The organism is Gordonia heveisoli, assembly GCF_030315745.1.
Taxonomy (GTDB): Bacteria; Actinomycetota; Actinomycetes; order Mycobacteriales; family Mycobacteriaceae; genus Gordonia.
Genome location: NZ_JASXSH010000003.1, coordinates 231,745 through 256,433, shown reverse-complemented (window position 1 = coordinate 256,433; position 24,689 = coordinate 231,745). Strand labels below are relative to the sequence as shown.

Annotated in this window: 27 protein-coding genes; 19 read left to right on the top strand and 8 right to left on the bottom strand. The window is 65.4% G+C overall.

Annotation, left to right across the window (positions count from 1 at the left end; all coding sequences use genetic code 11):
- Together QSJ18_RS04465 and QSJ18_RS04460 are read left to right on the top strand one after the other, a co-directional pair.
- On the top strand, positions 1–334 hold a 334-nt coding region (locus QSJ18_RS04465), incomplete at its 5' end, for a hypothetical protein (RefSeq protein ID WP_286325046.1).
- Complete coding sequence (locus QSJ18_RS04460) at positions 255–527, top strand: type II toxin-antitoxin system PemK/MazF family toxin (protein ID WP_353507201.1); 273 nt, start codon at positions 255–257, stop codon at positions 525–527. The genes QSJ18_RS04465 and QSJ18_RS04460, both read left to right, overlap by 80 nt.
- A gap of 473 nt (positions 528–1,000) precedes the next feature.
- On the opposite strand, the gene QSJ18_RS04455 is transcribed toward QSJ18_RS04460, so the two are convergent.
- The 3 genes from QSJ18_RS04455 to QSJ18_RS04445 all read right to left on the bottom strand — a co-directional run bounded on the left by QSJ18_RS04455 (position 1,001) and on the right by QSJ18_RS04445 (position 3,361).
- Positions 1,001–1,729, bottom strand: coding sequence for a DUF6319 family protein (locus QSJ18_RS04455; protein WP_286325068.1), 729 nt, complete (start codon positions 1,727–1,729; stop codon positions 1,001–1,003).
- 66 nt (positions 1,730–1,795) lie between these two features.
- Complete coding sequence (locus QSJ18_RS04450; RefSeq protein WP_286325044.1) at positions 1,796–2,728, bottom strand: esterase/lipase family protein; 933 nt, start codon at positions 2,726–2,728, stop codon at positions 1,796–1,798.
- Between the two features lie 78 nt (positions 2,729–2,806).
- Positions 2,807–3,361, bottom strand: a complete 555-nt coding sequence (locus QSJ18_RS04445) for a TetR/AcrR family transcriptional regulator (protein ID WP_286325043.1) — start codon at positions 3,359–3,361, stop codon at positions 2,807–2,809.
- A gap of 181 nt (positions 3,362–3,542) precedes the next feature.
- Here QSJ18_RS04445 and QSJ18_RS04440 point away from each other — a divergent pair, with 181 nt between their 5' ends.
- Both QSJ18_RS04440 and QSJ18_RS04435 read left to right on the top strand, forming a co-directional pair.
- Positions 3,543–4,103, top strand: coding sequence for a hypothetical protein (locus QSJ18_RS04440; protein ID WP_286325042.1), 561 nt, complete (start codon positions 3,543–3,545; stop codon positions 4,101–4,103).
- A gap of 137 nt (positions 4,104–4,240) precedes the next feature.
- A complete protein-coding gene (locus tag QSJ18_RS04435) occupies positions 4,241–5,149 on the top strand; it encodes a hypothetical protein (RefSeq protein ID WP_286325040.1) in 909 nt (302 codons plus the stop codon).
- 62 nt (positions 5,150–5,211) lie between these two features.
- On the opposite strand, the gene QSJ18_RS04430 is transcribed toward QSJ18_RS04435, so the two are convergent.
- Entirely contained in the window at positions 5,212–6,408 is a 1,197-nt protein-coding gene (locus QSJ18_RS04430; protein ID WP_286325039.1) for an MFS transporter, read from the bottom strand.
- 68 nt (positions 6,409–6,476) lie between these two features.
- Between QSJ18_RS04430 and QSJ18_RS04425 the strand changes: the two genes are divergently transcribed.
- From QSJ18_RS04425 to QSJ18_RS04415, 3 genes are read left to right on the top strand one after another with little or no spacing between them, the layout of a single operon-like run.
- Positions 6,477–7,982: a protein adenylyltransferase SelO gene (locus QSJ18_RS04425; RefSeq protein ID WP_462475983.1), complete on the top strand. Its 1,506-nt coding sequence runs from the start codon at positions 6,477–6,479 to the stop codon at positions 7,980–7,982.
- Positions 7,983–8,027: 45 nt separating this feature from the next.
- Complete coding sequence (locus QSJ18_RS04420) at positions 8,028–8,417, top strand: TraR/DksA family transcriptional regulator (protein WP_286325037.1); 390 nt, start codon at positions 8,028–8,030, stop codon at positions 8,415–8,417.
- Positions 8,418–8,473: 56 nt separating this feature from the next.
- Positions 8,474–9,058, top strand: a complete 585-nt coding sequence (locus tag QSJ18_RS04415; RefSeq protein WP_286325036.1) for a DUF3592 domain-containing protein — start codon at positions 8,474–8,476, stop codon at positions 9,056–9,058.
- 27 nt (positions 9,059–9,085) lie between these two features.
- Here QSJ18_RS04415 and QSJ18_RS04410 read toward each other — a convergent pair whose 3' ends face one another.
- Together QSJ18_RS04410 and QSJ18_RS04405 are read right to left on the bottom strand one after the other, a co-directional pair.
- The gene (locus tag QSJ18_RS04410) at positions 9,086–10,624 is read right to left on the bottom strand and encodes an acetyl-CoA hydrolase/transferase family protein (RefSeq protein WP_286325035.1); all 1,539 of its coding nucleotides are present in this window, start codon (positions 10,622–10,624) and stop codon (positions 9,086–9,088) included.
- Between the two features lie 140 nt (positions 10,625–10,764).
- A complete protein-coding gene (locus QSJ18_RS04405; RefSeq protein ID WP_286325034.1) occupies positions 10,765–11,226 on the bottom strand; it encodes a DoxX family protein in 462 nt (153 codons plus the stop codon).
- A gap of 115 nt (positions 11,227–11,341) precedes the next feature.
- On the opposite strand from QSJ18_RS04405, the gene QSJ18_RS04400 reads away from it, so the two are divergent.
- The 6 genes from QSJ18_RS04400 (at position 11,342) to QSJ18_RS04375 (ending at position 16,800) form a co-directional block, all read left to right on the top strand.
- Positions 11,342–11,803, top strand: a complete 462-nt coding sequence (locus QSJ18_RS04400) for a MarR family winged helix-turn-helix transcriptional regulator (protein ID WP_286325033.1) — start codon at positions 11,342–11,344, stop codon at positions 11,801–11,803.
- A 146-nt stretch (positions 11,804–11,949) separates the two neighbouring features.
- Positions 11,950–12,993: an NAD(P)-dependent alcohol dehydrogenase gene (locus QSJ18_RS04395; RefSeq protein ID WP_286325032.1), complete on the top strand. Its 1,044-nt coding sequence runs from the start codon at positions 11,950–11,952 to the stop codon at positions 12,991–12,993.
- Positions 12,994–13,060: 67 nt separating this feature from the next.
- Positions 13,061–13,792 carry a lysophospholipid acyltransferase family protein gene (locus QSJ18_RS04390; protein ID WP_286325031.1) on the top strand — a complete coding sequence of 244 codons (732 nt, stop codon included), beginning with the start codon at positions 13,061–13,063 and terminating at the stop codon, positions 13,790–13,792.
- Positions 13,793–13,900: 108 nt separating this feature from the next.
- The gene (locus QSJ18_RS04385) at positions 13,901–14,827 is read left to right on the top strand and encodes a DMT family transporter (RefSeq protein ID WP_286325030.1); all 927 of its coding nucleotides are present in this window, start codon (positions 13,901–13,903) and stop codon (positions 14,825–14,827) included.
- A gap of 102 nt (positions 14,828–14,929) precedes the next feature.
- Positions 14,930–15,400 carry a hypothetical protein gene (locus tag QSJ18_RS04380; protein ID WP_286325029.1) on the top strand — a complete coding sequence of 157 codons (471 nt, stop codon included), beginning with the start codon at positions 14,930–14,932 and terminating at the stop codon, positions 15,398–15,400.
- A gap of 164 nt (positions 15,401–15,564) precedes the next feature.
- On the top strand, positions 15,565–16,800 hold the full coding sequence (locus QSJ18_RS04375) for a CaiB/BaiF CoA transferase family protein (RefSeq protein ID WP_286325028.1): 1,236 nt from the start codon (positions 15,565–15,567) through the stop codon (positions 16,798–16,800).
- Positions 16,801–16,820: 20 nt separating this feature from the next.
- Here the strand turns inward: QSJ18_RS04375 and bluB are convergent, their stop codons facing one another.
- Positions 16,821–17,504: a 5,6-dimethylbenzimidazole synthase gene (gene bluB / locus QSJ18_RS04370; RefSeq protein ID WP_286325027.1), complete on the bottom strand. Its 684-nt coding sequence runs from the start codon at positions 17,502–17,504 to the stop codon at positions 16,821–16,823.
- Between the two features lie 383 nt (positions 17,505–17,887).
- On the opposite strand from bluB, the gene QSJ18_RS04365 reads away from it, so the two are divergent.
- The 3 genes from QSJ18_RS04365 to QSJ18_RS04355 all read left to right on the top strand — a co-directional run bounded on the left by QSJ18_RS04365 (position 17,888) and on the right by QSJ18_RS04355 (position 20,634).
- Positions 17,888–18,544 carry a hypothetical protein gene (locus QSJ18_RS04365; protein ID WP_286325026.1) on the top strand — a complete coding sequence of 219 codons (657 nt, stop codon included), beginning with the start codon at positions 17,888–17,890 and terminating at the stop codon, positions 18,542–18,544.
- 377 nt (positions 18,545–18,921) lie between these two features.
- Positions 18,922–19,578, top strand: a complete 657-nt coding sequence (locus QSJ18_RS04360) for a hypothetical protein (RefSeq protein WP_286325025.1) — start codon at positions 18,922–18,924, stop codon at positions 19,576–19,578.
- A gap of 207 nt (positions 19,579–19,785) precedes the next feature.
- Complete coding sequence (locus tag QSJ18_RS04355) at positions 19,786–20,634, top strand: 3-hydroxybutyryl-CoA dehydrogenase (protein WP_286325024.1); 849 nt, start codon at positions 19,786–19,788, stop codon at positions 20,632–20,634.
- Positions 20,635–20,732: 98 nt separating this feature from the next.
- On the opposite strand, the gene thiD is transcribed toward QSJ18_RS04355, so the two are convergent.
- On the bottom strand, positions 20,733–21,536 hold the full coding sequence (thiD, locus tag QSJ18_RS04350) for a bifunctional hydroxymethylpyrimidine kinase/phosphomethylpyrimidine kinase (RefSeq protein WP_286325023.1): 804 nt from the start codon (positions 21,534–21,536) through the stop codon (positions 20,733–20,735).
- 214 nt (positions 21,537–21,750) lie between these two features.
- On the opposite strand from thiD, the gene QSJ18_RS04345 reads away from it, so the two are divergent.
- The 3 genes from QSJ18_RS04345 to QSJ18_RS04335 all read left to right on the top strand — a co-directional run bounded on the left by QSJ18_RS04345 (position 21,751) and on the right by QSJ18_RS04335 (position 24,668).
- Positions 21,751–22,386, top strand: coding sequence for an LGFP repeat-containing protein (locus tag QSJ18_RS04345; protein ID WP_286325022.1), 636 nt, complete (start codon positions 21,751–21,753; stop codon positions 22,384–22,386).
- A gap of 153 nt (positions 22,387–22,539) precedes the next feature.
- Positions 22,540–23,139 carry a lipocalin family protein gene (locus QSJ18_RS04340; RefSeq protein WP_286325021.1) on the top strand — a complete coding sequence of 200 codons (600 nt, stop codon included), beginning with the start codon at positions 22,540–22,542 and terminating at the stop codon, positions 23,137–23,139.
- A gap of 68 nt (positions 23,140–23,207) precedes the next feature.
- Positions 23,208–24,668 carry an SDR family oxidoreductase gene (locus QSJ18_RS04335; RefSeq protein ID WP_286325020.1) on the top strand — a complete coding sequence of 487 codons (1,461 nt, stop codon included), beginning with the start codon at positions 23,208–23,210 and terminating at the stop codon, positions 24,666–24,668.
- Positions 24,669–24,689 lie beyond the last annotated feature (21 nt).

Below are 24,689 nucleotides of genomic sequence, written 5' to 3'. Positions count from 1 at the left end.
GCGTGATCAACCGGCGCCGCCGTCTGTGGTCTTCGCTGACCTCGTGGAGCCGACTCGGCAACCGTCCCGTCCTTGGCTTGACCTGTATGACGACGAGATCGCCCCGACGGTTCTCCAGTCCGACGACCCCTCGCGCGTGGTCTGGTCGTCGTTGTGGGTGGATCGACCAGATGTTCAGATCGTCTTCGACCTGAAACCCGCCGCGGGTGGTACGCGGGTGCGTTGGACGCTGGTTGTCGACAAACCCCATCCGGATGGGCACCTGCAACGCCACATGTGCCAACGGATCGGCACCCTGGTCAACGCCAACCTTCGATACACGTATGGCCAATAGGTCCCTGTTGCGTATTCGTATCCCGGGTGATCGCGATTCGATCTCGGGCCTCGAGCGGGATAGTGACGTGATGGTTGACAAGCTAACCGCGGTACGACGGTCGAATGTTCAGACGCGTGTCGGCCGTCTGACATCCGAACAGCTCGTTGAAGTCGAACGCTCCTTGATGGCGTTTCTGGGACTTGCGCGGTGACTTCAATGCGCAGTGGCGTGCGTAGGTTGGGGTGGTGGGGCGCATTGAGTTCTGTTGCTACGTATGCGATATGCAGTGGTCCACTTGACATAATGTATCTTATCGGCTGATTGCTTGGCCTAATATATGCACACCGACTCAGTAAGCCGCTGCGTGACGATCTCAGTGGCCTCCACAGCGCGACGTGGCGGCAACCGCATCCTGCTCCGCAGCGATGATCCCAACCACACCATCGTTGTCGTCAGAATCGATCCCCGTGCCCACATTTATCGCACCTAACTGACTGTGCGACCCCAAGCCGTCGTTCGAATCATCCTTGATCGGAGATGGTTTCAACAATCAAATCGTCACGTGTGACGAAAAGCGGTGCGCCACACCCTGTCTGTGACGTGAGTGCAATGGCATTGCCCAAGCGGGTGTTCAGAGTGGCGTCTCTCGGCCGTAACCAGTTGTGAGATAGAAGTTCCCATGGGTCAATCGGCCTGCCCGTCCAGCCGAGCCAGCGCCGCGCGCGCTGCTTCGAGTTCGACGCTCAGCTCCTCGATGCGCTTCTGTGCGGCGGCGCGCGCGGAGCTGATGGCGACGTCGACGGCGGTGATCGCGGTATCGTCGCCGAGTTCGCGGATGGCTCGCTCGACCCGGTCTGCGGTGACCTCGGTTGGCTTGCCGTGCTTCTTGGTGCCATGGGCCACCGACACCGTCCACGAGGTCTCCCCCGTCGACGTGATCGTCACACTCACCGCAGCCGGGGCGGATTTGGCGCGTCGCGGCGTTCTGGCAGGTGCCGGTGCGGATTTCGGTTCTTCCGGCCTCGCGGGCGGCGACGGCTCCCGAGTGACCGCAGGCTTCGACGATGCTTGTGGTGGTGCGGGTTTCGGCGCGGCGGGTCTCGGAGTGGTGGGCGACGCAGTCGGCTGAGCCTTGGGTGTGCGTGGGGCCGACGGCGTGGTCGTGGACGGTCGGGACTTCTGGAGTTCGTCGGCCTCGAACGGGAGTTCGTCATCGATGCCCTTCGGGCTGACAGTCACCGTGGATCCGTCGACAGAAACCACGCGGGCAGACGTACCGGCGTCGAGATCTAACGACGGCATGGGCTCGCGCAGATAGACGGTGACCCGCTTGCCTGCGGCGAGTCCCGCCCTCAGCGATTCGAGGTCGTCGGGGGTCAATCCGGTGCTCTTTCGTGCGCTCACGCCACCAATATTCGCACATCCGTGCGAACTGCGGTGGGTCGGTCCACGCATAGGCCGAGCGTCAGGCGACTGGCGCTATCGACTTGTCACCGGACCGACGATTGGCGCGACGGGCCTGCATGTCGGACTCTTGGGATGACTGGGGTCGAGCGCGTTGAGCACCAATCGTGCCGTGATCGGGTCGGACGGCAGTTCGAGGTGGTCGGTGTAGTCGTCGGCGCATTGTTGCTGAACGACGATGTTCTCGACGTTGCGCCCGTCCAGGAGTCCGGTCGTGTATGGCGTCGCGATCTGGTCGAATCGTGTGACGATGTTGGTGAAATCTATTGCCGGGTAGTTTGATCCGTGGATATTGAGATTGCGCAGAAAGCTGGACCCGGCCAGGAGCTGATGGCATGGGCCACAGTCGCGGTCGGCGAGCCGCCCGATGGCAGGTACCGCCAGTGCGGCTCGGATCAATGGTGCGAACCCGGCTTGGGTGGTTCCCCGGTTGAGTGCGGCGAGCGATACGTAACGACGGATCGTCGACGCGGCGCCTGGCGTGTGCTTGAGGTAGTAGAACGGCATTGTCGCGCCTTCGGAATGTCCCACGATGTCGACCTGATGGGCGCCGGTTGCCACGAGCACCCGACGAACGAACTGCGCGAGCTGCGTCGCGCTGACTTCGATCGGCGCCAAACCCCCGACCCCGGCCACCACGCCGTAGTCGAGTGTGTAAACGCAGTAGCGCTGGTTGGCGAGCAGCGGGGCTACCGTCTGCCAGGTCAGGGTGCTCGTGGACACGAACCCGTGCAGCAGGATCACCGGTTCGGGATGTGCGGCGGTGGGCCGGCACTTCCAGTCGTTGGCGCCCGGGGGTGTTTGCCCCGGATGCAGCGCCTGCTCCCGCAGGCCGACGAGGTAGCTGTGTGGCACCGCATGGCTGGGTGTCGCGGTAGCGGATACCGCTGGTGCCGATGTCAGGGCGACGAGAACGGCGGCGATTGCCCAGGTCCAGCGTGATTTCACGGAAACCCCATCTCCAATGACCGACCAGTCGGTCATACGATGACATGCGGCGGTGGCAAGCGCAAGACCTGCCGTCGGTTACGTCGTCGAGTCCGGCAACCCGAGCAGCGTGTACAGCGCGGTTCGCAGGTCGGTCCGGACCATGCCGTCGTAGAGCTCCTGGAGACTGATGTCGGCGACCATTGCGACCAGCAGATGCGCCGTGGCCGTTGGGTGATCGGCGCCGACGGCGACCAGGTCCGCCGTGACGAGAGCGCTGATGGCCGCATTTCTGGCCTGAACCTCGTCCAGCAGATCGGCGTCGGTGCGTGCCTGGGCGAGAAACGCTTTGGTCCCCCGGGTGGTTCGGCACACATCGAGAAAGGTCTCCACCCCGAGGCGCAACCGCTCGGCACCAATGGGCATATCGCCGACGACCGCCAATAGCTGCGCGGTGATGTCGTCGTGGTAGCGGCGATGCAGTGCCACGACAAAGTCGCGACGGCTTGGAAAGTGCTGGTAGAAGCTGCCTTTGGCCATGCCGGCCTGGGCGACGACGGCATTCACCGACAGCTCGCGCATCCCGCCGCGGTCGGCGAGTGCGAGGCCGGCGTCGAGCAATGCTGTCCGGCCCGGTTCGGCCGACCTCGCCATATGTACCCTCTCTGCCCGAACTGCCGGCGCCCGCGGTCACGGTTGTGTCGCTGACGGCTTCGTCGATGATCGTAGCGAACCCGGCCGGAGCCGAACGCCGGCCAAGCCGTGACCTAATGCCCTGGCTATCACATGCGGGTCGGACCAGACTGGTGTCATCGGGTGGCGAGAGGAGAGCGCGATGGCTGCTCCGACACCTGCCTCCTGGACTGTGGCGATGGGTGTGATCGGTCGTTGTTTCGTGACCACGGTTCGCCTGATCTGCACCCGACGCCTCCATCAGCCCCGCGACAATGTCGGGCGGATAGTGGACTTCGCCGACGGGACACATACGACGGTGTACCGGGAGACGACGCGGGATGTCAGCGGAGCAACCGAACCGGTGACTTTGGTTGTCTGCTTCCGTCTTCGGTGGGTGCGGGGAAACCGTCTGGCCCATTGGCTGTTTCGCGCGGAGAGCCTGGCCAACACACCACTGTTCGCAGGTTTTGACGGATTCGTGACCAAGCTGTGGATGACCAACGACGAACACAACATCTACCGTGGCGTCTACGACTGGGACGGGCACGAGCGGGCCGTGGCCTATGTGCGCGCACTGTGGTGGCCGCTGATGGTTGTCAGCCAACGACAGTCGATCGCCTTCCACATCATCGACGGACAGCATCGAGATGACGTGCTCCGGGGCGACGCCGGCGAGGCCGAGACCGCTTGGTGGAGTGGACGGATGCGTCCCGGTTGTTAGTGTTGAACTGTGTCGGGCGGGCTTTCGTGTAGTTGACGGTGGCCGCGTTGCCGTCCTCCCGCACGGATGTACTTCGCTGTGCTCGACGACTGGCTCTAAGCTTGAGAGGGCGGGCCGCCGGCCCGGAGGAGGTACCGGTGGCGAAACGTCTCAAGGTGTCGACGACTCCATTCCGGCCCGCGGCTGCCCAAGCGCGCAACGCTTCCGGTGTGGTCGATCTCGGCGGTGGCCGTTGTGCTTTCGTCGACAATCGTGACGGCTCGGCACTTCTGGAACTTGCGCTCGACGCCGACGGCGCCCAGGTCGGGCCGCTTCTTACGCGGCCGTTGTCGGGGGTCGCTCATGGCGACCTGACCGACCCAGAGGGACTGACGCTCGTCGACTATGCCGGCACGCGTTATCTCATCGCCGCGTCGTCGTTGGGCGCCCGACGCAAGGGGGTGGATCCGCCGGGTGGATTGGTTCGGATCATCTACTCCCCTGACGGTCACCTACACGCGGAATCGATTCCGGACTTTCGTGGTTGGCTTCTCGAGCATTATCCGGCGTTACGCAAGGCCGCCGGTCGCACCCCAGACGACGGCGGGCTCAACATCGAGGGAGTGGCCTGGGATCCGTCACGCGGAGAACTGCTCTTCGGGCTCCGCTCGCCGACGGCCCCGCCACATGCGATGGTGCTTCGGGTGGGTCTGGATGCGTCCGCGCCCTGGACACGGGCAGCACTGACCGCCGGTCCGACGCTCCTGGTTTGCAGTTCTACGTCCCCTACCAAGGGGATTCGCGACCTCACCTACGATCCCGGGTGCCAGCAATTTCTACTGCTGCTCGGTCGTTCCGTCGGTGGGCACCAGGGTGTGCCATTCGAGTTGTGCACCTGGGACGGGACGAATACCGAGACGACGACCCTGCCGGTCAAGTTCGCGGGGTCGATGAAGCCCGAGGGCGTAACCGTCTTCACCGTCGACGACGACAGGCATGTCCTCATCGTCGACGACGGCGGTGGTTTCGCCACCATCCGGGCGTGTAACCTTCCCGGCTGGAGCTGAGTAGCTGCAAATCATCCGGCGACCTCGCCCTCGGGTGACGGTGCGGACGGCCGCAGCCGCGGTCACCGTTCGGTAGTGCATATCGGGTCGGCCTCATCGGCATTCCCGAGCTGCACCACAGCGACCAGCGCGACGACTCCGAGGATCACAGCCAGGCCGACGAGTCCCAGCGACAGGCCGGCGGCGCCAGCGATCGCACCGACGAGCAGCGGTCCCCCGGCGTCGCCGAGCTCGCGTCCGATCTCGGCCGAACCCATGGTCTGGCCGAGGCGTTCCTTCGGCGAATGCTGGGCGAGGTGCGCGAAGCCCAACGGGGTGACCAACCCGACGCCGATACCGATCAGCGCGGCGGCAATCACGATGCCGGCCGGTCCTGGGATGGCGACGGTCACCAATCCGATTGCCGAAATACCCAATCCGAGGGCGATGCCGGTGGCATCGGAGATCTTCCCGACATCCCTGGCACGCCCGGCCCGCGGCTGCACCAACGATGCGGTCAACGCCAGGAGCGACACGATGGCACCGGTGACCAGCGGTCCCAGCCCGTGGTCGGAGCCCGCCACCGGGATGAACCCGACCCCGACGGCGAGCACACCGGTCGACCCGGCGAGTGCGGCGGTCGGGACCAAGAATGACCGCGATCCGAGGCGACGCATCAGGTCGACGACGGTCTGCCGCGTGCGTGGCAGCGGCGCCAGCGTGGGCACGACGACTGCGGCCCAGGCGGCGACCGCCGCGGCCAGCCCGCCGAGCACCGCGAACAACAGGTTGTACCCCGACACCCAGATCAGCGCCCCGCCCAGGAGCGGTCCCAGCGTGTATCCCAAGCCCTTCCACGCACCGTAGCTGCCGAACGCCCGGCCCTGCGCATCGTCGGGGGTCAGGCGCGACACCATCGCACTCGCGGCCGGCGAGAACGCGGCGGCCGCGGCACCCTGGGCGAATCGCGCCAGCCCGAGCCATCCCGGATTGTCGGCGAGCACAAACGCGCCCGACGCGATCGCGAAGCCGATCAGACCGCCGAGCAGTACCGGCCGTGGACCGATCCGGTCGGCGAGGGTGCCGAACACCGGCTTCAGTAACACCTCGGCGCCGTCGTACAGCGCCAGCAACAGACCCAGCGCGAGGAGCTGGGAGCCGACCGAGCCGGTGAGTCCGCCCAGGCTGGCGGCGATGCTGTGCGCACCGAACGCGGTGACAAAACCGGCGGCGTACAACGGGAAGAGGGTGTGGCGCGAGGCACGTGGGCGAACTGTCACCCGGCCATCTTGCTATGCCGGGCGCCGCGGTAGACATTCCTGGTGCCGACCGTGGCTACCCTGGACTTGTGGCCGCCCCCGACTCCCCCATCCGCACCAGCACCGCGATCAGTGGGCTGGAGAACACCTTTGCCGACCGGCTCGGACCACTCACCGTGCCGTGGCAGGGCGCGGAGGTGTCATCGCCGACGATGGTTGTCCTGAACGTCGACCTGGCCGTCGCGCTCGGACTGGATCCGTCGGCGTTGCGCACCGACGACGGTCTGGCGGTGCTGTCCGGTGCGGCGTCGCCCGCGGATGCGCAGCCGGTCGCGACCGCATACTCCGGCCACCAGTTCGGCGGATATGCGCCGATGCTCGGCGATGGCCGCGCGTTGCTGCTCGGCGAACTGCTCGATCCACGCGGACATCGGGTGGACATCCAACTCAAAGGCTCGGGTCCGACGCCCTTCTCCCGCGGTGGTGACGGCTTCGCGGTCCTCGGACCGATGCTGCGCGAGTACGTGGTCAGTGAAGCCATGAATGCGCTCGGTATCCCCACCACGCGGTCGCTGTCGGTGGTGGCGACCGGGCGTGACGTTCGGCGGGAGGGCGCCCAACCGGGCGCGGTGCTCGCGCGGGTCGCCGCCAGTCATCTGCGCGTCGGCACCTTCGAGCTGGCCGCGCGACACGCGAATCTGCTTGCGCCACTTGCCGACTACGCCATCGAACGACACTATCCGGAGCTGGCCGGGCTGCCCGCCGACGGCGACGGCAATCGGTACCAACGATTCCTTGCGGCGGTCGTCGAACGGCAGGCGGAGCTGGTGGCGCGCTGGATGCTCGTCGGCTTTGTCCACGGTGTGATGAACACCGACAACACCACGATCTCCGGCGAGACCATCGACTATGGTCCGTGCGCTTTCATCGACGCGTTCGATCCGAACGCCGTCTTCAGTTCGATCGATCATGGCGGCCGATACGCCTTCGGCAATCAGCCGACCGTCCTCAAATGGAATCTGGCCCGGTTCGCCGAAACCCTGCTGACGCTCATCGACCCGACCCCCGACGCCGCCATCGCATCCGCCACGGCCGCCCTGAACAGCTTCGACGACCACTACAGTCGGCACTTCCGCGCCGGGATGGCGGCGAAGCTGGGACTGGACGACGCGTCCGTCGACGCCGTACTGATCGACGACCTCTTCACGCTCCTGGACGACCACCACGTCGATTGGACCGGCGCCTTCCGCGCCCTGGCCGATGACCTGCGCGGCAACCCCGAGCCACTCGACGGACTGATCCCCCGCGAGCAGGCTGCGTCCTGGATCACCCGGTGGCGCACGGCGCTGGCCGACCATGGACGGGACGGTGCGACGACGGCGAAGGCGATGGATCGGGTCAATCCGCGCTACATCCCGCGCAACCATCATCTCGACGCCGCCCTGCGCGCTGCGACCGACGGTGATCTCCTCCCCGTCGAAGAACTCGTCGACGTGGTGACCCACCCCTTCGCGCATCGCCCCGAATGGGCGGCCTACGAAGGCCCGGCACCCGAGTCCTTCACCTCCGGATTCCAGACCTTCTGCGGCACCTGACCCTGGTTCGGTGGGGGTGTCGGTTGGCGGGCGTACAACGGAGCAATGGACCCGGACCCCGATGACCTGGACGTCTCCCCCAATCCGTCCGGCGAAGCCCTGACCGCCGAACGCGAGCGGACCGTCGGCCTGATCGATGCCCTGACGGCACGACTTGCAGCGGTCATCGACGCCACCGCCGACGCGGCGGCCGACGACGAACACGATCCCGAGGGGTCGACGCTGGCGGTCGAACGTGGGCAGTTGGTCGCGCAGGTCGAACGCTCACGCGTGCGGCTCGACGAGATCGACGCAGCGCTGCTTCGGATGGGTGAGGGTTCCTACGGCCGGTGCGAAACCTGCGGTGTGGCGATCGATCCGGAGCGGCTCGAGGTGCTCCCCGCCACCCGACAGTGTGTCGGCTGCGCGGCCCGGCACCCCGCCCGACGCTGGTGAGTCGCTACCCGGACGGTCGGTGGCCGCATCCGGATGTCCGATTCTAGGATGTTCAGATGGAACCAGGACCCGAGCGAATCCGTCAGGCGCTGGTGTTGTCCTTGGTCGCTGGTGTCGTCGCGACGGCAGGTGTTGCGATCTTCGTCGCCACGATGTCTCATCCGGACACGCTGGCCGTCGCGGTAGTCGGCCTGCTCACGTCGATCGCGGCCTGCTGTGTGGTCCCGATTCAATGGTGGCAGCTGGTGACCGGCTGCATGGCGCTGGGCTTGGGGATCGGGTCGTCGGTATCGATACACCCGCTGGCGGTCGTACCGTGCCTGATCATCACGGCGGTGCTGTTCGCGGTGTGGGGCCGACGGTTGCGGACCAGACTGCTTCTGTTCCGATCCGGGGAACGGGCGCCGGGTCGGGTCGTGGCGGCCGAGGGTACCTACGCAAACGAGGACACCCATGTCCGAATCAGCTACTCGGTGCGTTTCGTCGACGCCGCCGGCGCTGAGCACACCATCGAGGGCCGCTCCTCGTTTGCGGTCGGAACCCAGCCGAGGGCGCGCGATGCGGTCGAGGTCTACTACCTGCCGACGTCGCCGACGACTGCGACGCCGGTGTTCACCGGTGGGTCGGCCGCCTCGCGGTGACGCCGTCACCACATGTCTCGCTCGGCGTCAGCGCATCGAACCGGTGGCGAGGTAGCGGCGGTGGAAGTCGAACGACTCGCCGAGCAGATGTGGGGTTTGACCGGCGTCTGCCGCAGCCTCCGCACGTGCGACGTAGTCGTCGAGCATCGCTCGATATTCCGGATGCGCACAGTTGTCGATGATCGCGCGGGCGCGCCGCCGCGGCGACAGCCCGCGCAGATCGGCGAGGCCGTGCTCGGTGACGATCACCTGGGTGTCGTGCTCGGTGTGGTCCACATGCGGGACCATCGGGACGATCGCCGAGATTGCGCCGCCGCGGGCGGTTGACGGACTCAGGAACATCGACACGTAGCCGTTGCGGGCGAAATCGCCGGACCCGCCGATGCCGTTCATGATCTTGGTGCCCATGACGTGCGTCGAGTTGACGTTGCCGTAGATGTCGGCTTCGAGCATGCCGTTCATCGCGATCACCCCGAGCCGGCGCACGACCTCCGGGTGGTTGCTGATCTCCTGCGGACGCAACGTGATGTGATCGCGGTAGAAGGCGATATTCGCGTTCAGATCCGCGAGGCCTACCTCGCTCAACGCCAGCGCGGTCGCCGAGGCGTGGGCGATGGTGCCGTCCTTGATGAGGCCGAGCATGCCGTCCTGGATCACCTCGGAATAGCAGTTCAGGCCCTGGTAGCCGCCGCGGTCGAGGCCACTGAGAACCGCGTTGGCCACATTGCCGATGCCGACCTGTAGGGGCAGGAGCGTGTCGGCGGGCAGGCGTCCAGCGCGGATCTCGGAGCTGAAGAAGTCCAGGACGTGACCGGCGATCGCGGTGCTGATCGCATCAGGTGCGGTGACCGAGGTGGCGGTATCACTGGCGTTGGTCTCGACGACGGCGACGACCTTGGCCGGATCCACCCGATAGGTGGTCTGGCCGATGCGATCGTCGGCGCGGGTGATCTCGATCGGTCTGCGGTTGGGCGGCAGCGCCGTCCCGTAATAGACGTCGTGCATGCCCTCCATTTCCGCGGGCACCCACGAATTGACCTCGAGGATGATCTTGTCCGCGACGTCGAGCCAGGTCTTGTTGTTGCCGATCGACGCCGACGGGATCAACTCCCCGGCCTCGGTGATGCCGGCGACCTCGACGACCGCGACGTCGACGGTGCCGTAGTAGCCCTGCCACACCTGTTGTGCCACATGGGAAAGATGAAGATCGACGTAGTCCATCCGGCCGTTGTTGATGCGCTGGCGCGTTGTTGTCTCCGACTGGTACGGCATGCGCAGTGCGATGCCGTCGACCTCGGCCAGCAGCCGTTCGGTGTCGGTGGACACCGACGCACCCGTCAGTAGGTTGATGGTGAAATTTGATCCGGCGGCGCGGGTGTGCCGGATTCGGTCGGCCAATGCCGGAATGGTGTCCTTCGGGGTGCCCGCGCTCGCGAAGCCGCTGATCGCGACGGTGTGCCCCGGATGAATGAACCGCACGGCCTCGGCAGCGGACATGACTCGCGGAGCGAACACGTCGCTTCGAATGCGGCTGGTGGTTCCGGATTCGTCTGCTGACGTGGTCATGCAATGAGGATAGACGCACGACACATCACTGCAGTTCGGTGATTGCCGATACTTCGTGAACCGGGTGTGATAGAGGAAGACGGGAAAGCGCCGCAGGTCGACAGTAGTGTGACTGCGGACCTGCGGCGCTGCGGGACGGATCAGCCGGCAGTAACGCTGCTGGTGGACCCGGCCTTGTTCGGCACCAGCCGACGCACTTTGTCGCCCAGGAGCGCATCGACGCTTAACTGGCCGGCGCCGACGACGGCCAGCAACAGTGATGCGGCACCAAGCGCCAGGACGAACTCGTATCCCCCGTCGGACACCCAGAGTCCGCTGTCGATGTGGGCGGTGAAGAGTGCGCCGAGCATGTCGAGGGTGAAAAGTGCCGCGACGACCGGGGTCAGTACACCGGCGATCAGTGCGATGCCGCCGATGATTTCCAGCCACGTGACGACGAAGGCGGACAGCGACGCCGCGGGAACATCCATCATCTCGAATCCGGCGGACGGTCCTGACCAGCCGTTCTGCTGGAACTTCTGCAGTCCGTGGGCCAGGAAGATGATGCCGATGGCGACGCGGGCCAGCAGGATTCCGCCACTGCGAACGAGGGGGTTGTTCATGATCGGGTCAGCCTTAATCTTGGAGTTTGAGTTGATGCCTCAACTGAGATTAGAACGCCCTGACTTGATGCGTCAACTGATGCATGGTGTCTTTCGGCTCGGCTACACTGCCCCAATGCCCGACGCTGCGCCCGAGCCGAAATGGCTCGACGACGAGGAGATGGCCGCCTGGATTCAGGTTGCGACCGTCCTGGCTCGGTTGCCGCATGCGATCGATGCCCAGTTGCTCCGCGATGCCGGCCTGACACATTTCGAGTACGAGGTGATGGCGGCCCTGTCCGAGGCGCCGAACCGCACCCTGCGCATGAGTGATCTGGCCGAATTGTCCTACGGCTCGCTGTCGCGTCTGTCGCATGTCGTCGGCCGGCTGGAAAAGCGTGATTGGGTGCGCCGCCACCCGTGTCCTGAGAACGGACGGTTCACGAATGCCGTTCTGACGGAATCGGGTTGGGAGAAGGTGGTGGCCACCGCGCCTGGGTACGTCGAGAATGTGCGTGACCTGGTGATCGATCGGCTGACCCGCGCCCAGATCCGGCAGTTGACCGCGATCGGCAAACGCATCACCGACGCTCGCTGACGTCCTTGTCCGGAAGGTTGGGCCTCGTCCCTTGATCGGCGTGGATGAACCTTGATCGAACCGATGGTGCGGCTTGATGGATGCGAGTAGACCGGAAGGGTGGGCCGCCAGAGACCGATCGCCGATTCGTCGAGAGGGGTAAGAATTTGAAGGCCATTCAGATCGTCAAGCCGGAGCATCCACCCGAACTGCGTGAGATCGACAAGCCGGCACCGGGTCCCGGGCAGGTCTTGCTCAAGGTGACGGCCGCGGGTGCATGTCATTCCGATGACTTCGTCCTGAACCTGCCACCGGACAACTTCGCCTATCCCCTGCCGATGACGCTGGGCCACGAAGGCGCGGGTGTCGTCGCCGAAACCGGCAGCGGTGTTAGCGGGGTGTCTGACGGTGATGCGGTCGCGGTCTATGGACCGTGGGGTTGTGGCGTCTGCCACTTTTGTTCGCGAGGTCTCGAGAACTATTGCAGTCGGGCCGCCGAATTGGGTATCGCACCCCCGGGTCTTGGCAGCGCTGGTGCGATGGCGGAGTACATGATTGTCGACGATGCGCGCCATCTGGTTCCGCTCGGCGATCTGGATCCTGTTCACGCGGTACCGCTGACGGACGCAGGTCTCACCCCGTATCACGCGATCAAACCTTCGTTGCCCAAGCTGGTCGGCGGCTCGACCGCCGTGGTGATCGGAGCCGGCGGTCTCGGACATGTGGGCATTCAGTTGCTTCGGCACCTCACGCCGTCGCGGATCATCGCGTTGGATGTGAGTGCGGAGAAGCTCGCGTTCGCGCGCGAGGTCGGCGCGCATGAAACTGTGCTCAGCGATGCCGACGCCGTCGCCAATGTCCGTAGGATCGTGGGAAATGACGGCGCGACAGCAGTTTTCGACTTCGTCGGCTATCAGCCGACCATCGACACCGCGCTGGGCGTCGTCGGCACGATGGGTGATGTGGTCATCGTCGGCATCGGCGACGGAGTCGCGGCGGCGAAGGTTGGGTTCTTCGCTCAGCCCTACGAGGTGTCGGTGCGGTCACCGTACTGGGGTGCGCGCGACGAACTGATCGAAGTTCTCGATCTGGCCCGGGACGGCGTCCTGGAGGTTGCCGTCGAGCGGTTCTCCCTCGACGACGGGTTGGAGGCCTATCGGCGGCTCGCTGCCAATGACCTCCGCGGGCGGGCGGTCGTCGTCCCGGACTGACGTCGAGCGGGTGAACAATTCACCATCGTGCACCGCATCATGCCAACCTACGGTACCGTAGGTTGGCATGGACGTGGACTTATCTCAATCGCAGGCGGTTTATCAGCACTACTTGGCTCACCAGCAGAATCGGGTCCGCGCGAAGCTGATGTACGCCACGCTCGCCGCCCGGATTCGTCCGGCGGTGCGCTTCCGTTCACGTGCCGGGATCCGAGCGGTGGTGGCCAGTGGCGCGCCAATCCTGGTCGCCGCCAACCACGTCTCCGAGCGCGACCCGCTGGTCTTGGCCGCGGCCGGGTTCCGGTCCCCCATCCAGCGTCGGATCGGACGGCTGCGCGTCCTCGCCAAAGACGAGTTGTTCGAGGATCCCGAGCAGCGTAAGAAGATCGACGCCCTTGGCGGGATCCCGGTCTTCCGGACCAAGGACCACGGGGTGCGGGCCGCTGCCGACGCGGGCAGGCAGATGATCGGCGTGTGCGTCGAGCGGATGGGCCGCGGCGACAGCATCGCGGTATTCCCGGAGGGCACATGCAATCTCGGGGACACCACGAAACTGCAGAAGCTCGGCACCGGTATCGGCCACATCGCGCACCGGGCGGTGCGCGGCGGGGTTGACGTCTGGCTGGTGTCGGCGGGGATCGCCTATCCGACTGCGGGCGCCGGCGGGCATCCGGTGGTGACTTTCGGCGATCCGGTTCACCTCACTGCCCATCGGGACGAGACCCCGGCCGCACTCACCCGGACGATCCAGCAGGACCTGCAGGATGTGGTCGATGAGGCGTGTGCCTTCGCCGCCTGAGTTGATCTGTCCCCCGATACTCCGCGCGGGGTAGATGACCGGGTGCATGATGCGACGATTGCACGCTGAGGGCTGGATCGCGGTGACAGCGGATCAAGGATGGCGCGGATGGGGTGTGACCGACAGGCAATGCTGTCGGTACTCGCTGCTGCGGTGCTGTGGGGTACTACCGGAACTGCTGCGGCCTATGCCGATTCGCTGAGCGCGTTGACGATCGGGGCCGTCGCGATGGGTGTCGGCGGGGTGATGCAAACCCTGGTGAATGGAGGCGCGCTGCGTCGGCAGACACAACGGTTGCGGCCGCACCTCGGTTTGGTCATCTTCGGTGCGGCGTGTGTCGCCCTGTACCCGTTGGCTTTCTATTCCTCGATGCGGGTCGGCGGGGTGGCCGTGGGGACCATCGTGTCGCTCGCGTCGGCACCGGTCGCGTCGGCAGTGATCGAGCGCATCGTCGACAAACGCGCGCTCGAAGCCAGATGGATGCGCGCATGCTTGATCGGCCTGATCGGCGCCTCGCTGCTGTGCGTCACTCCAAGCCCCGGTGGTAGCAGCGCGGCGATGTCCGCCGGGGTTGCGCTCGGACTCGCCGCCGGGGTCACCTATGCGGGCTATTCCTGGGTGCTCAAGACCCTGATGCGGAAAGATCTCTCACGCGGTGCGGCCACCGGGGCGGTGCTCGGACTCGGCGGGGCATTGCTGCTCCCGGTCGTCGTCGGCTCCATAGCCGACATTACGGCCGCTCCGTCATCGTGGTGGGTGCTGGCCTATCTTGCGATCGTCCCGATGTTCGGCGGGTATGTGCTGTTCAGTCACGGACTCGGCGGTGTCGATGCATCCACCGCAACGACATTGACGCTCGCCGAACCCGCGGTGGCGACGGTGCTGTCGGTTGCTGTTCTCGGCGAGCACGTTTCGCCATGGGGGTGGACCGGGATCGGCATGCTCGCCGTGTCGATGGCAGTGCTCCTCACCGGCCGGCCGGCAGCGACTGCCGGACGACGGCCTACCCGGCGAATGAGTACTCGGGCGCGATAGCGGACGTCCGGTCACCGGATTGGCGTATGCGGCTACGCTACGGACCGCGCCGCCGAGTCCCGACCATGGTTGATGCCCAATCCCTTCGGACAAAGGACCGACATGAGCATCAAGACCAGGAACAGAACGAAGATCGTCGCACGGACCGCCGTCGCGGCAGCGGCTGTCGGGATCGCGGCCACCGGCCTCGCCTCCCCGGCACAGGCGCAGGTCTCGAATTACCGGATCGATGTGAACGACTGTGGTGCGCCCTATACCCAGGTGTGCAAGAAGGTGCCCACGGTCGGTACCTACACCAAATCGGGTCGCATCCTCGTCGAGTTCACCGCTGATCAGGGCCATTGCTCGGACATCTTCGCGCAGATCGTCTTCGACGGTCGAGTCTGGGGCCAGGCCCGGCTCAGCGCAGGTGAACGCGACGGCAGCTACCTGATCCGGACCTACCCGGGCAGTCATCGCGTGGGGGTACGTGCCATCGGAATCAGGGGTGGCTGCAACGTCGGGTACCTGCGCTCATGGGGTGGCAACCTGCGCATCGAGACCGATCGCGACACCTTCAACGGCATCGGGTGACCGGCCCGGCCTCAGCCGGAACGGTTGTCTTTGATTCTCGGGTCCCGCCTCGCTCAGGGGCGGGACCCGGCCGACACCAGGCCGCGATGTCCGGCAGCCATCGTGACGGGCCGTTGGCACCGAACGACCGTTCGCGGTGATCGCGTCGCGCTACGGTGGCACCGATGACTGCGACTCACGACTCACCTCAGGGGGGCTCATCCCCGATACGTCGACCGCTGGCGGGCTACACGGTGGTGGCGATGGAGCAAGCGGTCGCCGCTCCCCTCGCCACCCGAAATCTCGCCGATCTCGGCGCGCGTGTCATCAAGATCGAGCGTGTCGACGGCGGCGATCTCGCACGTCACTACGACCACATGGTGGAGGGCACCGGCGCGCATTTCGTCTGGCTCAACCGAGGTAAGGAATCCCTGGCGGTAGATCTCAAAGAGCCGGCCGGGCGTGCGGTGGTCCGCGCGCTCGTGGACCAGGCTGACGTATTCGTGCAAAACCTCGCCCCGGGTGCGGCGGAACGTCTGGGGTTTGACGCCACGACGCTCCGAGCCGACCATCCTGCTCTCGTCGTCGTGGACATGTCCGGATACGGGACGGGTGGACCGCTCGAGCAGCGCAAGGCCTACGACATGCTGATCCAGGCTGAGGCGGGACTGATCTCGATCACCGGTACACCGGAGCATGCGGTCAAGACCGGGATCCCGACCGCCGACATCGCCTCCGGAATGTACTGCGCCCAAGCGGTGCTCGCCGCGCTGCTGCGTCGTGCCACCACCGGTGAAGGTGCCTCGATCGAGGTCTCCATGCTGGAGTCCACCATCGAGTGGATGGGGCATTCGATGTATTCGCAGTTGTATACCGGTGCGCAGCCGCCGCGGATGGGGGTCAGTCACATCACCATCGCGCCATATGATTCCTATCCCACCAGCGACGGCGAGGTGTTGATCGGTGTCCAGAGTGATCGTGGATGGCGAACGCTGGTCACCGAGGTCTTCGACGCCGCGCACCTCGTCGATGATCCTCGCTTCCGCACAAATGTCGACCGCGTGCGTAACCGCGCGGCCTGCGACGCGGAGATCGCCGCACTGACGAATCGGTGGACCACCGCCGCCCTCGATGCCCGGCTCGCCGATGCGGGTGTACCGGCAGCCCAGGTCAAAGAACTCGGCGATGTCGTCGAGCATGTGCAACTGCGGGCACGCGATCGGTGGCGGACGGTGCGCACCGAGCACGCCACTGTTCCCGCGTTGCTGCCACCGGTCACTTTCAGCGACTTCGAAGTGGAGATGGGTGCGGTGCCTGCACTGGGCGAGCACTCCGAGTCGATCCTTGGCGGTCTAGGTTTGAACCCCGCGGAGATCGATTCCCTTGTTGCGCGAAACATCGTGTTGCGCAAAGCCATATGAGATTCGGTGGGTCCTCGACGCTACTGCCGATCTGCCGCCGGCTGATACCGCTCCAAGTGCAGGACCGACGCCAACGGCGTGCGGTGGCGCCAGCCTGCGCGTTCGAGGTCGGGTGCATCGGGTAGACCGTCGATCTGTCCGACGCAGAGCCACGCGATCGGTCTGACATGTTCGGGCATGTCGACCAGCGAGCGTAGGAACGGTTCGCGGTAGAAGGAGACCCACCCCACGCCCAACCCCTCGGCCGCTGCGGCCAACCACAGGTTCTGAATCGCGCACACCGCCGAGAAGAGGCCGGCCTCATCGAAAGCGTGCCTGCCGAGGATCGTCGATCCACCACGGGTCGGGTCGTAGCCGACGACGATGCCCAGACCGGACTCGCAGATGCCCTCGACTTTGATGCGGGCGAAGGTCTGTGCGCGTTCGCCGGTCAACTGACGGGCGAACACCTCTCGTTCCCCGGTCACGTGGTCGCGAAATCGCTGGAGAGTCTGTGATGAGCGAATGATGACGAAATCCCAGGGTTGCGTCAGTCCGACGGATGGAGCGGCATGCGCAGCCGACAGGATCCGTTCAAGTACGTCGTCGGCGAGCGGCGCCCCGGTGAACTCGCGACGTGTGTCACGCCTGCTGTTGATGATCTCGTACAGCGCGCCCGCGCGATCTGACACGGTGGCTCTGCGGGGCGATGCTTCGATGGTCATTCCTTCCTTTGCGCGTCGAGATCGCGGGAGCGTCACGACGCTGATGCTTGCGTGCGTCACGGTAGGTGAACGACCCGATGCTGATCTGCTCGGGTCTCCCAGCTGCCGGTGGAGCGGTCACTCCCGGTCGGCTCGCGCCATCGCCCCAAGGTCGTTCGTTACGCGAAAGGCTAACTGGTTCTTTACTATTCGTTGAATCTTGATGACTCGACCGGTGGGGAGTGTGCTGGGGGGTGGCTTTTGTCGGATTGCGAACCTCCGTTCATCTTTCGTACTCGTGGTGGACGCCTGTCGTACGACTGAAGCTCGTGTCCTCTCCCTACTTTCAGGCCGCAAGCATTTTTCAGCCCCACTTTCTGGGAATCCGAGGGGACATCCAACACATGAAGTTCACGAAGTTGATTGCTGCTGCCACGACGGTGGTTGCATCGATGGGTATCGCGGCCGGGGTCGCCCATGCCGATCCCGCTCCGCAGTCTGCTGCGACGCACTGGAATGTTGCGCGTCATGGTGGATCGGTGGTGGTCACCACCGACAATGGTTCGTTCACTCAGGAGCGTGGCCGTCTGGTTCTGCATGACGCCAAGGGTGCGGTGGTGGACGCGGTGCCGCTGACGGTTGCCGTCGATGATTTCACCCACCCGGTCAACGCCCAGGTCTCGGGTACGTCGGCGCGTTTGAAGCTCGACACGAATCCGGTGCTCGCCCGCTTCCAGCCGGTGGCGCACAAGGCCGATCTGTCGGCCGCGGTCTCCGGTGTCAAGGACAACATCACCCTGACCGCAGCGATCGGCGGATTTGTCGGCGCCGCAGCTGGTTTGGTCGGCGGCTGCCTGCTTGGCGCGGTAGCTGCCGGGGTGGTCTCGGCTCCGGCGGTCATGCTCTTCGGCGCCGGTCCGCTGGCCGGGTGCGTCGGTGGGGCGCTGCTGCTCGGGTCGGGTGCCTCGTTGGCCGGAACGGCCATCGGTGGACTCGGTGCGGTCGCCGCGAACATCGGACCGTTCATTCAGCTGCTGAACCAGCCGCCCAAGAAGAAGTAGACACTGCAGAAACTGGCGCTGCAGCAGTAGGCACACGAAGAACCGCAGTACCCTCTCACTGATCGGTCCCGCCCCTTTCGGGGCGGGGCCGATTGCACTTCGGGGAGCACGGGATTGTGCGACTCCGCTGTATGTCGATTGTTTGCCTAGCGAAAGACACACTCGCGCAGTGTGATTCAGATACAAGTGTGGGCTACGTCTCAGAGTCCGAATATTGCAATCGTCATCGTGGCGGTCCAGAGTCTCGTGGTGCACAGTGTCGAAACCTCGGATTTATCGGAAGGTTTTGTGTTCAGCCAGCTTTCGGTACTCGGTCGGGTTTCGATACTCCGTCCAGTCTCGTCCTAACGATTGACAATTGAGGGGAATATCTGCTGATGAGGTTCACGAAGTTGATTGCTGCTGCCACGACGGTGGTTGCATCGATGGGTATCGCGGCCGGGGTCGCCCATGCCGATCCCGCTCCGCAGTCTGCTGCGACGCACTGGAATGTTGCGCGTCATGGTGGATCGGTGGTGGTCACCACCGACAATGGTTCGTTCACTCAGGAGCGTGGCCGTCTGGTTCTGCATGACGCCAAGGGTGCGGTGGTGGATGCGGTGCCGCTGACGGTTGCCGTCGATGATTTCACCCACCCGGTCAACGCCCAGGTCTCGGGTACGTCGGCGCGTTTGAAGCTCGACACGAATCCGGTGCTCGCCCGCTTCCAGCCGGTGGCGCACAAGGCCGATTTGTCGGCCGCGGTCTCCGGCGTTCGCGACAACATCACCCTGACCGCAGCGATCGGCGGGTTCATTGGCGCCGCAACCGGTTTGGTTGCTGGCTGCCTGCTTGGCGCGGTTGCCGCCGGGGTGGTCTCGGCTCCGGCGGTGCTGCTCTTCGGCGCAGGTCCGCTGGCCGGGTGCGTCGGTGGGGCGCTGCTGCTCGGGTCGGGTGCGTCGCTGGCCGGCTCCGCGATCGGTGGACTCAGTGCGGTCGCCGCGAACATTGGTCCGTTCATTCAGCTGCTGAACCAGCCGCCCAAGAAGAAGTAGGCACAGAAGAAGTAGGCACAGCACCACCGGTCGTCCCGTCTGCCACGGACGGGGCGACCGGTGCGGTGTTGTCGGAGACCAGTGGTAGCTGCCGGGAGACCATGGGTGGTAAGGCCCGGATTCTCCCGTGAGAGGCCGGACGCAGGACGTGTCACCTGCGGCGACTACGCTAATCGATGTTCCACCATCTATAGCGGGAGAGATCTCATGACACAGCTCGGAGTTGTTGGCGGCGGCACCATGGGTGCCGGAATCGCGGAGGTCGCCATTCGTGCCGGCGACGACGTACTCGTTCTGGAGCGCGATCAGGCCGCCGCGGATGGTGCCCGCGGCCGCATCGAGAAGTCGATCGCGCGTGGAGTCGCGAAGTCGAAACTCACCGAAGATGAAGCACAGCAGGCGCTTTCACGACTCACGCTGACCACCTCGATCGCCGATTTCGGTGACCGTGAACTGGTCATCGAAGCGCTGCCGGAAGTCGAGTCGCTGAAGATCGGGTTCTTCGCCGAACTCGACAAAGCGGCACCGAATGCGATTCTGGCGACCAATACGTCGTCGATCCCGATCATCCGGGTGGCCAAAGATGTCGCGGATCCGTCCCGCGTCGTCGGCGTGCACTTCTTCAATCCGGTGCCGGTGATGCCGTTGGTGGAGATCATCTCCAGCCTCGCCAGTTCCCCGGCCGCCGTCGAGACGGTGACGACCTATGCGCGCGATCACCTGGGCAAGCACACCATCCAGGTGGGCGACCGCGGCGGATTCGTGGTCAACGCTCTGCTCATTCCCTACCTGGTCAGTGCCATCCGGATGTTCGAGAGTGGTTACGCCACCAAGGAAGACATCGACGCAGGCATGATCAAGGGCTGCGCGCATCCGATGGGCCCGCTCACCCTGTGTGACACCGTCGGCCTCGATATTGTGCTCGACGTCTCCGAGTCCCTCTATCAGGAGTTCCGGGAGCCGCACCTGGCGCCGCCGCCGCTGCTGCAGCGGATGGTCGAAGCGGGCTACCTCGGCAAGAAGAGCGGCAAGGGTTTCTACGACTACAGCAGCTGACGACCTGGGCTGTCTGCCCGGTCGATGGTGACGACACGGCCCGGTCGGATCGGACGGATAGCGTTCGCTCCCGACTGGGCCGTTTGTCGTCCCTGCACCTACCGGCGCGTCGGCGGTCTGTTCCACACGGCATCGAATGGGGCGTGTGAACCGACGCGCCCGAGGATGCCGTCGTGCGTGAACTGCTTCGCCGTGCGGACGGCGTCGACGACCTCCGCGCCTTTGGCCAGTTCGGCAGTGATCACCGCGGCGAAGGTGCAACCCGCACCGGATACCCGTTCTTCGCCGACCTTCGGTTCGCGCAACACAGTGATTGTGGTGCCGTCGAACAGGAGGTCCACCGCGTCATCGCCGGGGAGCCCGACCCCGCCCTTGACCACCACGTATTTGGGGCCCAGATCGGCGATTCGGCGAGCGGCGCGCTCGAGGTCCTCGACGGAATCGATCGACTCCATCCCCGCGAGAGTCGACGCTTCGAAGAGGTTGGGGGTGACCACGGTCGCCAGTGGCAGGATCTCGGAGCACAAGGCGTTGTCGGTATCGAGTGCGGCACCGGGTTCTTGCCCCTTGCAGATCAGTACCGGGTCGACGACGACGTGTTGCCACGGCCGTGCGGTGAGTGCAGTGGCAACGGTCGAGATCGTCGCGGGTGTACCCAACATGCCGATCTTGACCACCGCGGGTTCGTGGGCGGCTGTGGCGGCCTCGATCTGATCGGCGATCACCGTCGATTCGACGGGGACGAACCGATGTGCCCACCCATTCGTGGGGTCGAAGGAGACGATGCAGGTGATGGTCCCGACGCCGTAGGTCTCGCACTGTTCGAAGGTGCGAAGATCTGCCTGGATGCCGGCGCCGCCGGTGGCCTCCGACCCGGCGATCACATACGAGACAACTGCCATTCGATACACCTTCCAACTGGCCGACCTTCTGTCCACGATTCCATGTCGCCCGATCGTGGCTCCGTGGGGTCGCCGGTGAGGTTCGCCGCAGTTCCCGAAATCCGGAATTGCCTCTACCGAATTCGTTAGGGTCTCTAATCGGGTCAGACGCATAGTCTCGGCCCGTGGGGGGGTATGAGGATCGGGGGGCCATGAGGGGAACCGAAAGGAAATCATGAAGCAGAGCATTCAGCGGGTCGTCGGTATCGCGGCCGCCGCTTCCATCGCCGCCCTGGTTGTTGCGGGATGTAGCGACGACGACGATTCGAGCGATTCGGCGGCGTCGTCGACCGCGGTCATGTCCACCGATACCGGTGCTGCGGGCGCCTCGGAGTCGGCAGGCGCATCCGGCGAGCAGGCGGCACCGGTTGAGCTCACCGCGGCGGATGGCACCAAGGTCACCCTGACCGGGCCGATCGCAGCGAAGTACGCCACCGCAACCGAGAAGCAGAAGACGGATCTGGGCAAGCCGCTCACCGGGCCGGACGCATCCGGCACCGGCACCAACGGTGTGGTGTTCCAGCAGTTCGACGGTGGTGTGATCACAGCCAAGAATGCCGACGCGGGCACCCCGGCTTACGTGACGTGGGGCAAGATCCGTGACGCGTGGAATGTGCCGCGCGATGCGTCGGGTAAGCCGGCCACCGACGGTAAGGGCGGCTCGCAGGGTCCGCTGGGTGTCGCAACCAGCGACGAGACCGAAGAGGGCACCGTGAAGACGTCGACCTTCGAACACGGCAAGATCACCTGGGATTCGGCCACCGACAAGGTCGAGGTGACCGTCAACGGTGAGGTCGTTCCGGCGTCCTGACCGATGACGTACCGACAGGCAGAGCGCCCCGTCCACGCCGCACGCGTGGGCGGGGCGCTCTCCTGTATGACCGATGATCGGACGTCGACCCATCCATTTGTGCCGCCGCTTCGAATGGCTGGTGTCCGGTAGGCACAAGTAGAGAGGTCGTTCATGCGTTTCCTTCCCCGTTTCGTCGCCGTCACCTGCCTCGCGATGGCCGCGGCCGCGGTCCCCGCACTCGGTGTACCGCAGGCGAATGCCGCCCCGCCGCGCGCGATTGCGAAGCTCGACGTGGATCGATACGTCGGCCAGTGGCATCAGCTCGCCGCATACCCCCAGCCGTTCAATCTCGCATGCGCGCGCGACACGACGGCCAACTACCGCAAGGCGGCCGATGGTTCGGTGGTCGTGCGCAACAGTTGCACGACGTGGACTGGTGGTCGCAATGTGATCGTCGGACGTGCCGTGGTCAATGATCCGGTCAGCAATGCGCAGTTGCGAGTCAGCTTCCCGGGCGTTCCGTTCGGTGACCAGCAGCGCGGACCGACGAACTACATCGTGACCGCGCTCGGTGACGACTACTCCTGGTCTCTGGTCACCGACCCGAACCGAACGTCGGGGTTCGTGTTGTCGCGCACCGCGGTGCTGTCGACGGCGCAATGGTCGGCGGTGCGCGCGGCGATCACCCGGGCCGGTCTGGCCGAGTGCCTGTTCCTCACCTCGCCGACTCGTGGTGGATTGCAGGTCACTGCTCCCCTGTGCGCGCGTTGACCGAACCCCAACCCGACCGCGGACGTGTTTCGTTGATCGACGAAGACCGCGAGGAGGAGTGAACAACCATGCGTGTCACGGTGTTCGGCGCCACCGGGTATATCGGCGGGCGTCTCGTACCCGAATTGTTGGCCGGTGGCCATCAGGTGCGAGTGATGGCTCGGACGCCGGCCAAACTCGATGACGTGCCCTGGCATGACGACGTCGAGATCTTCGCAGGCGACATCGGTCGGGAGGACGATGTCGCCGCTGCGCTGGCCGGGCAGGATGTTCTGTACTACCTGGTCCATTCGCTGGTGCGGCGGGATTTCGTCGCCGTCGACCGCCTCGCGGCGCAGCGTGTGGCGCGCGTTGCGTCGCGGGCAGGCCTACAGCGCATCGTCTACCTGGGCGGCATCATTCCCGACGTCGACGAGCTGTCACCTCACCTGCGATCACGTGCCGAGGTCGGCGAGATCCTGCGCGGCAGTGGGGTGCCCACCGCCGAACTGCGTGCCGCGGTCATTCTCGGCTCCGGCTCCGCGAGCTTCGAGATGTTGCGCTATCTCGCCGAACGCCTACCGGCGATGATCACCCCGAAATGGGTGCACAACCGCATCCAGCCGATCGCGGTCCGCGATGTCCTGCACTATCTTGTGTGCGCCGCTGACCTGCCATCAGATGTCAACCGTGCCTTCGATATCGGTGGCCCTGACGTCCTGACCTACCTGCAGATGATGCGAAAGTACGCAGTGATCGCCGGACTGCCCCGGCGCTTGGTGCTCCCGGTCCCGGTGCTCACGCCCTGGCTGTCGGCACAGTGGGTGAATCTCGTCACGCCGGTACCGCGCGCCATCGCGGTTCCGTTGATGGAGTCACTCATCCACGAGGTGGTGTGCGCCGACCACGACATCGCGACGTATATCGCGGATCCAGGCGGTGGCCTCATCGATGTCGAACGGGCCATCGAACTGGCACTCCGACGGATCCGGAACCTCGACGTGCCCACCCGCTGGTCCGACGCGACTCCGGCGCTGATTCCCTCCGACCCGCTCCCGTCTGATCCGGAGTGGTCGGGCGGTTCGCTGTACACCGACGAGCGTGAGCTCGATACGTCGGCGGCGCCGCAGGCGGTGTGGGAGGTGATCGAAGCCATCGGGGGCGAACACGGTTGGTACTCGTTCCCCCTCGCCTGGTCGGTCCGTGGGTGGATCGATCGGCTGAGCGGGGGTGTCGGCCTGAGACGTGGCCGCCGAGACCCCCGTCGGCTCCGTGTGGGTGAAGCTCTCGACTGGTGGCGGGTCGAGACGATCGACCGTCCGCGGCTACTGCGCTTGCGCGCCGAGATGAGGGTGCCCGGACGTGCGTGGCTGGAACTCGCGGTGGCGCCTGGTCCCGATGGCGGGGCCACCTATCGGCAACGTGCGGTCTTCGCTCCGAACGGTCTGGCCGGGCATGCCTACTGGGCGATGATCTCGCCGTTCCATGACGTGATCTTCGCCGGTATGGCGCGCAACATCACCGGAGAGGCCGTCCGCCGCGATCGGTAACGCGCTGCGCGTCGCGGTCGT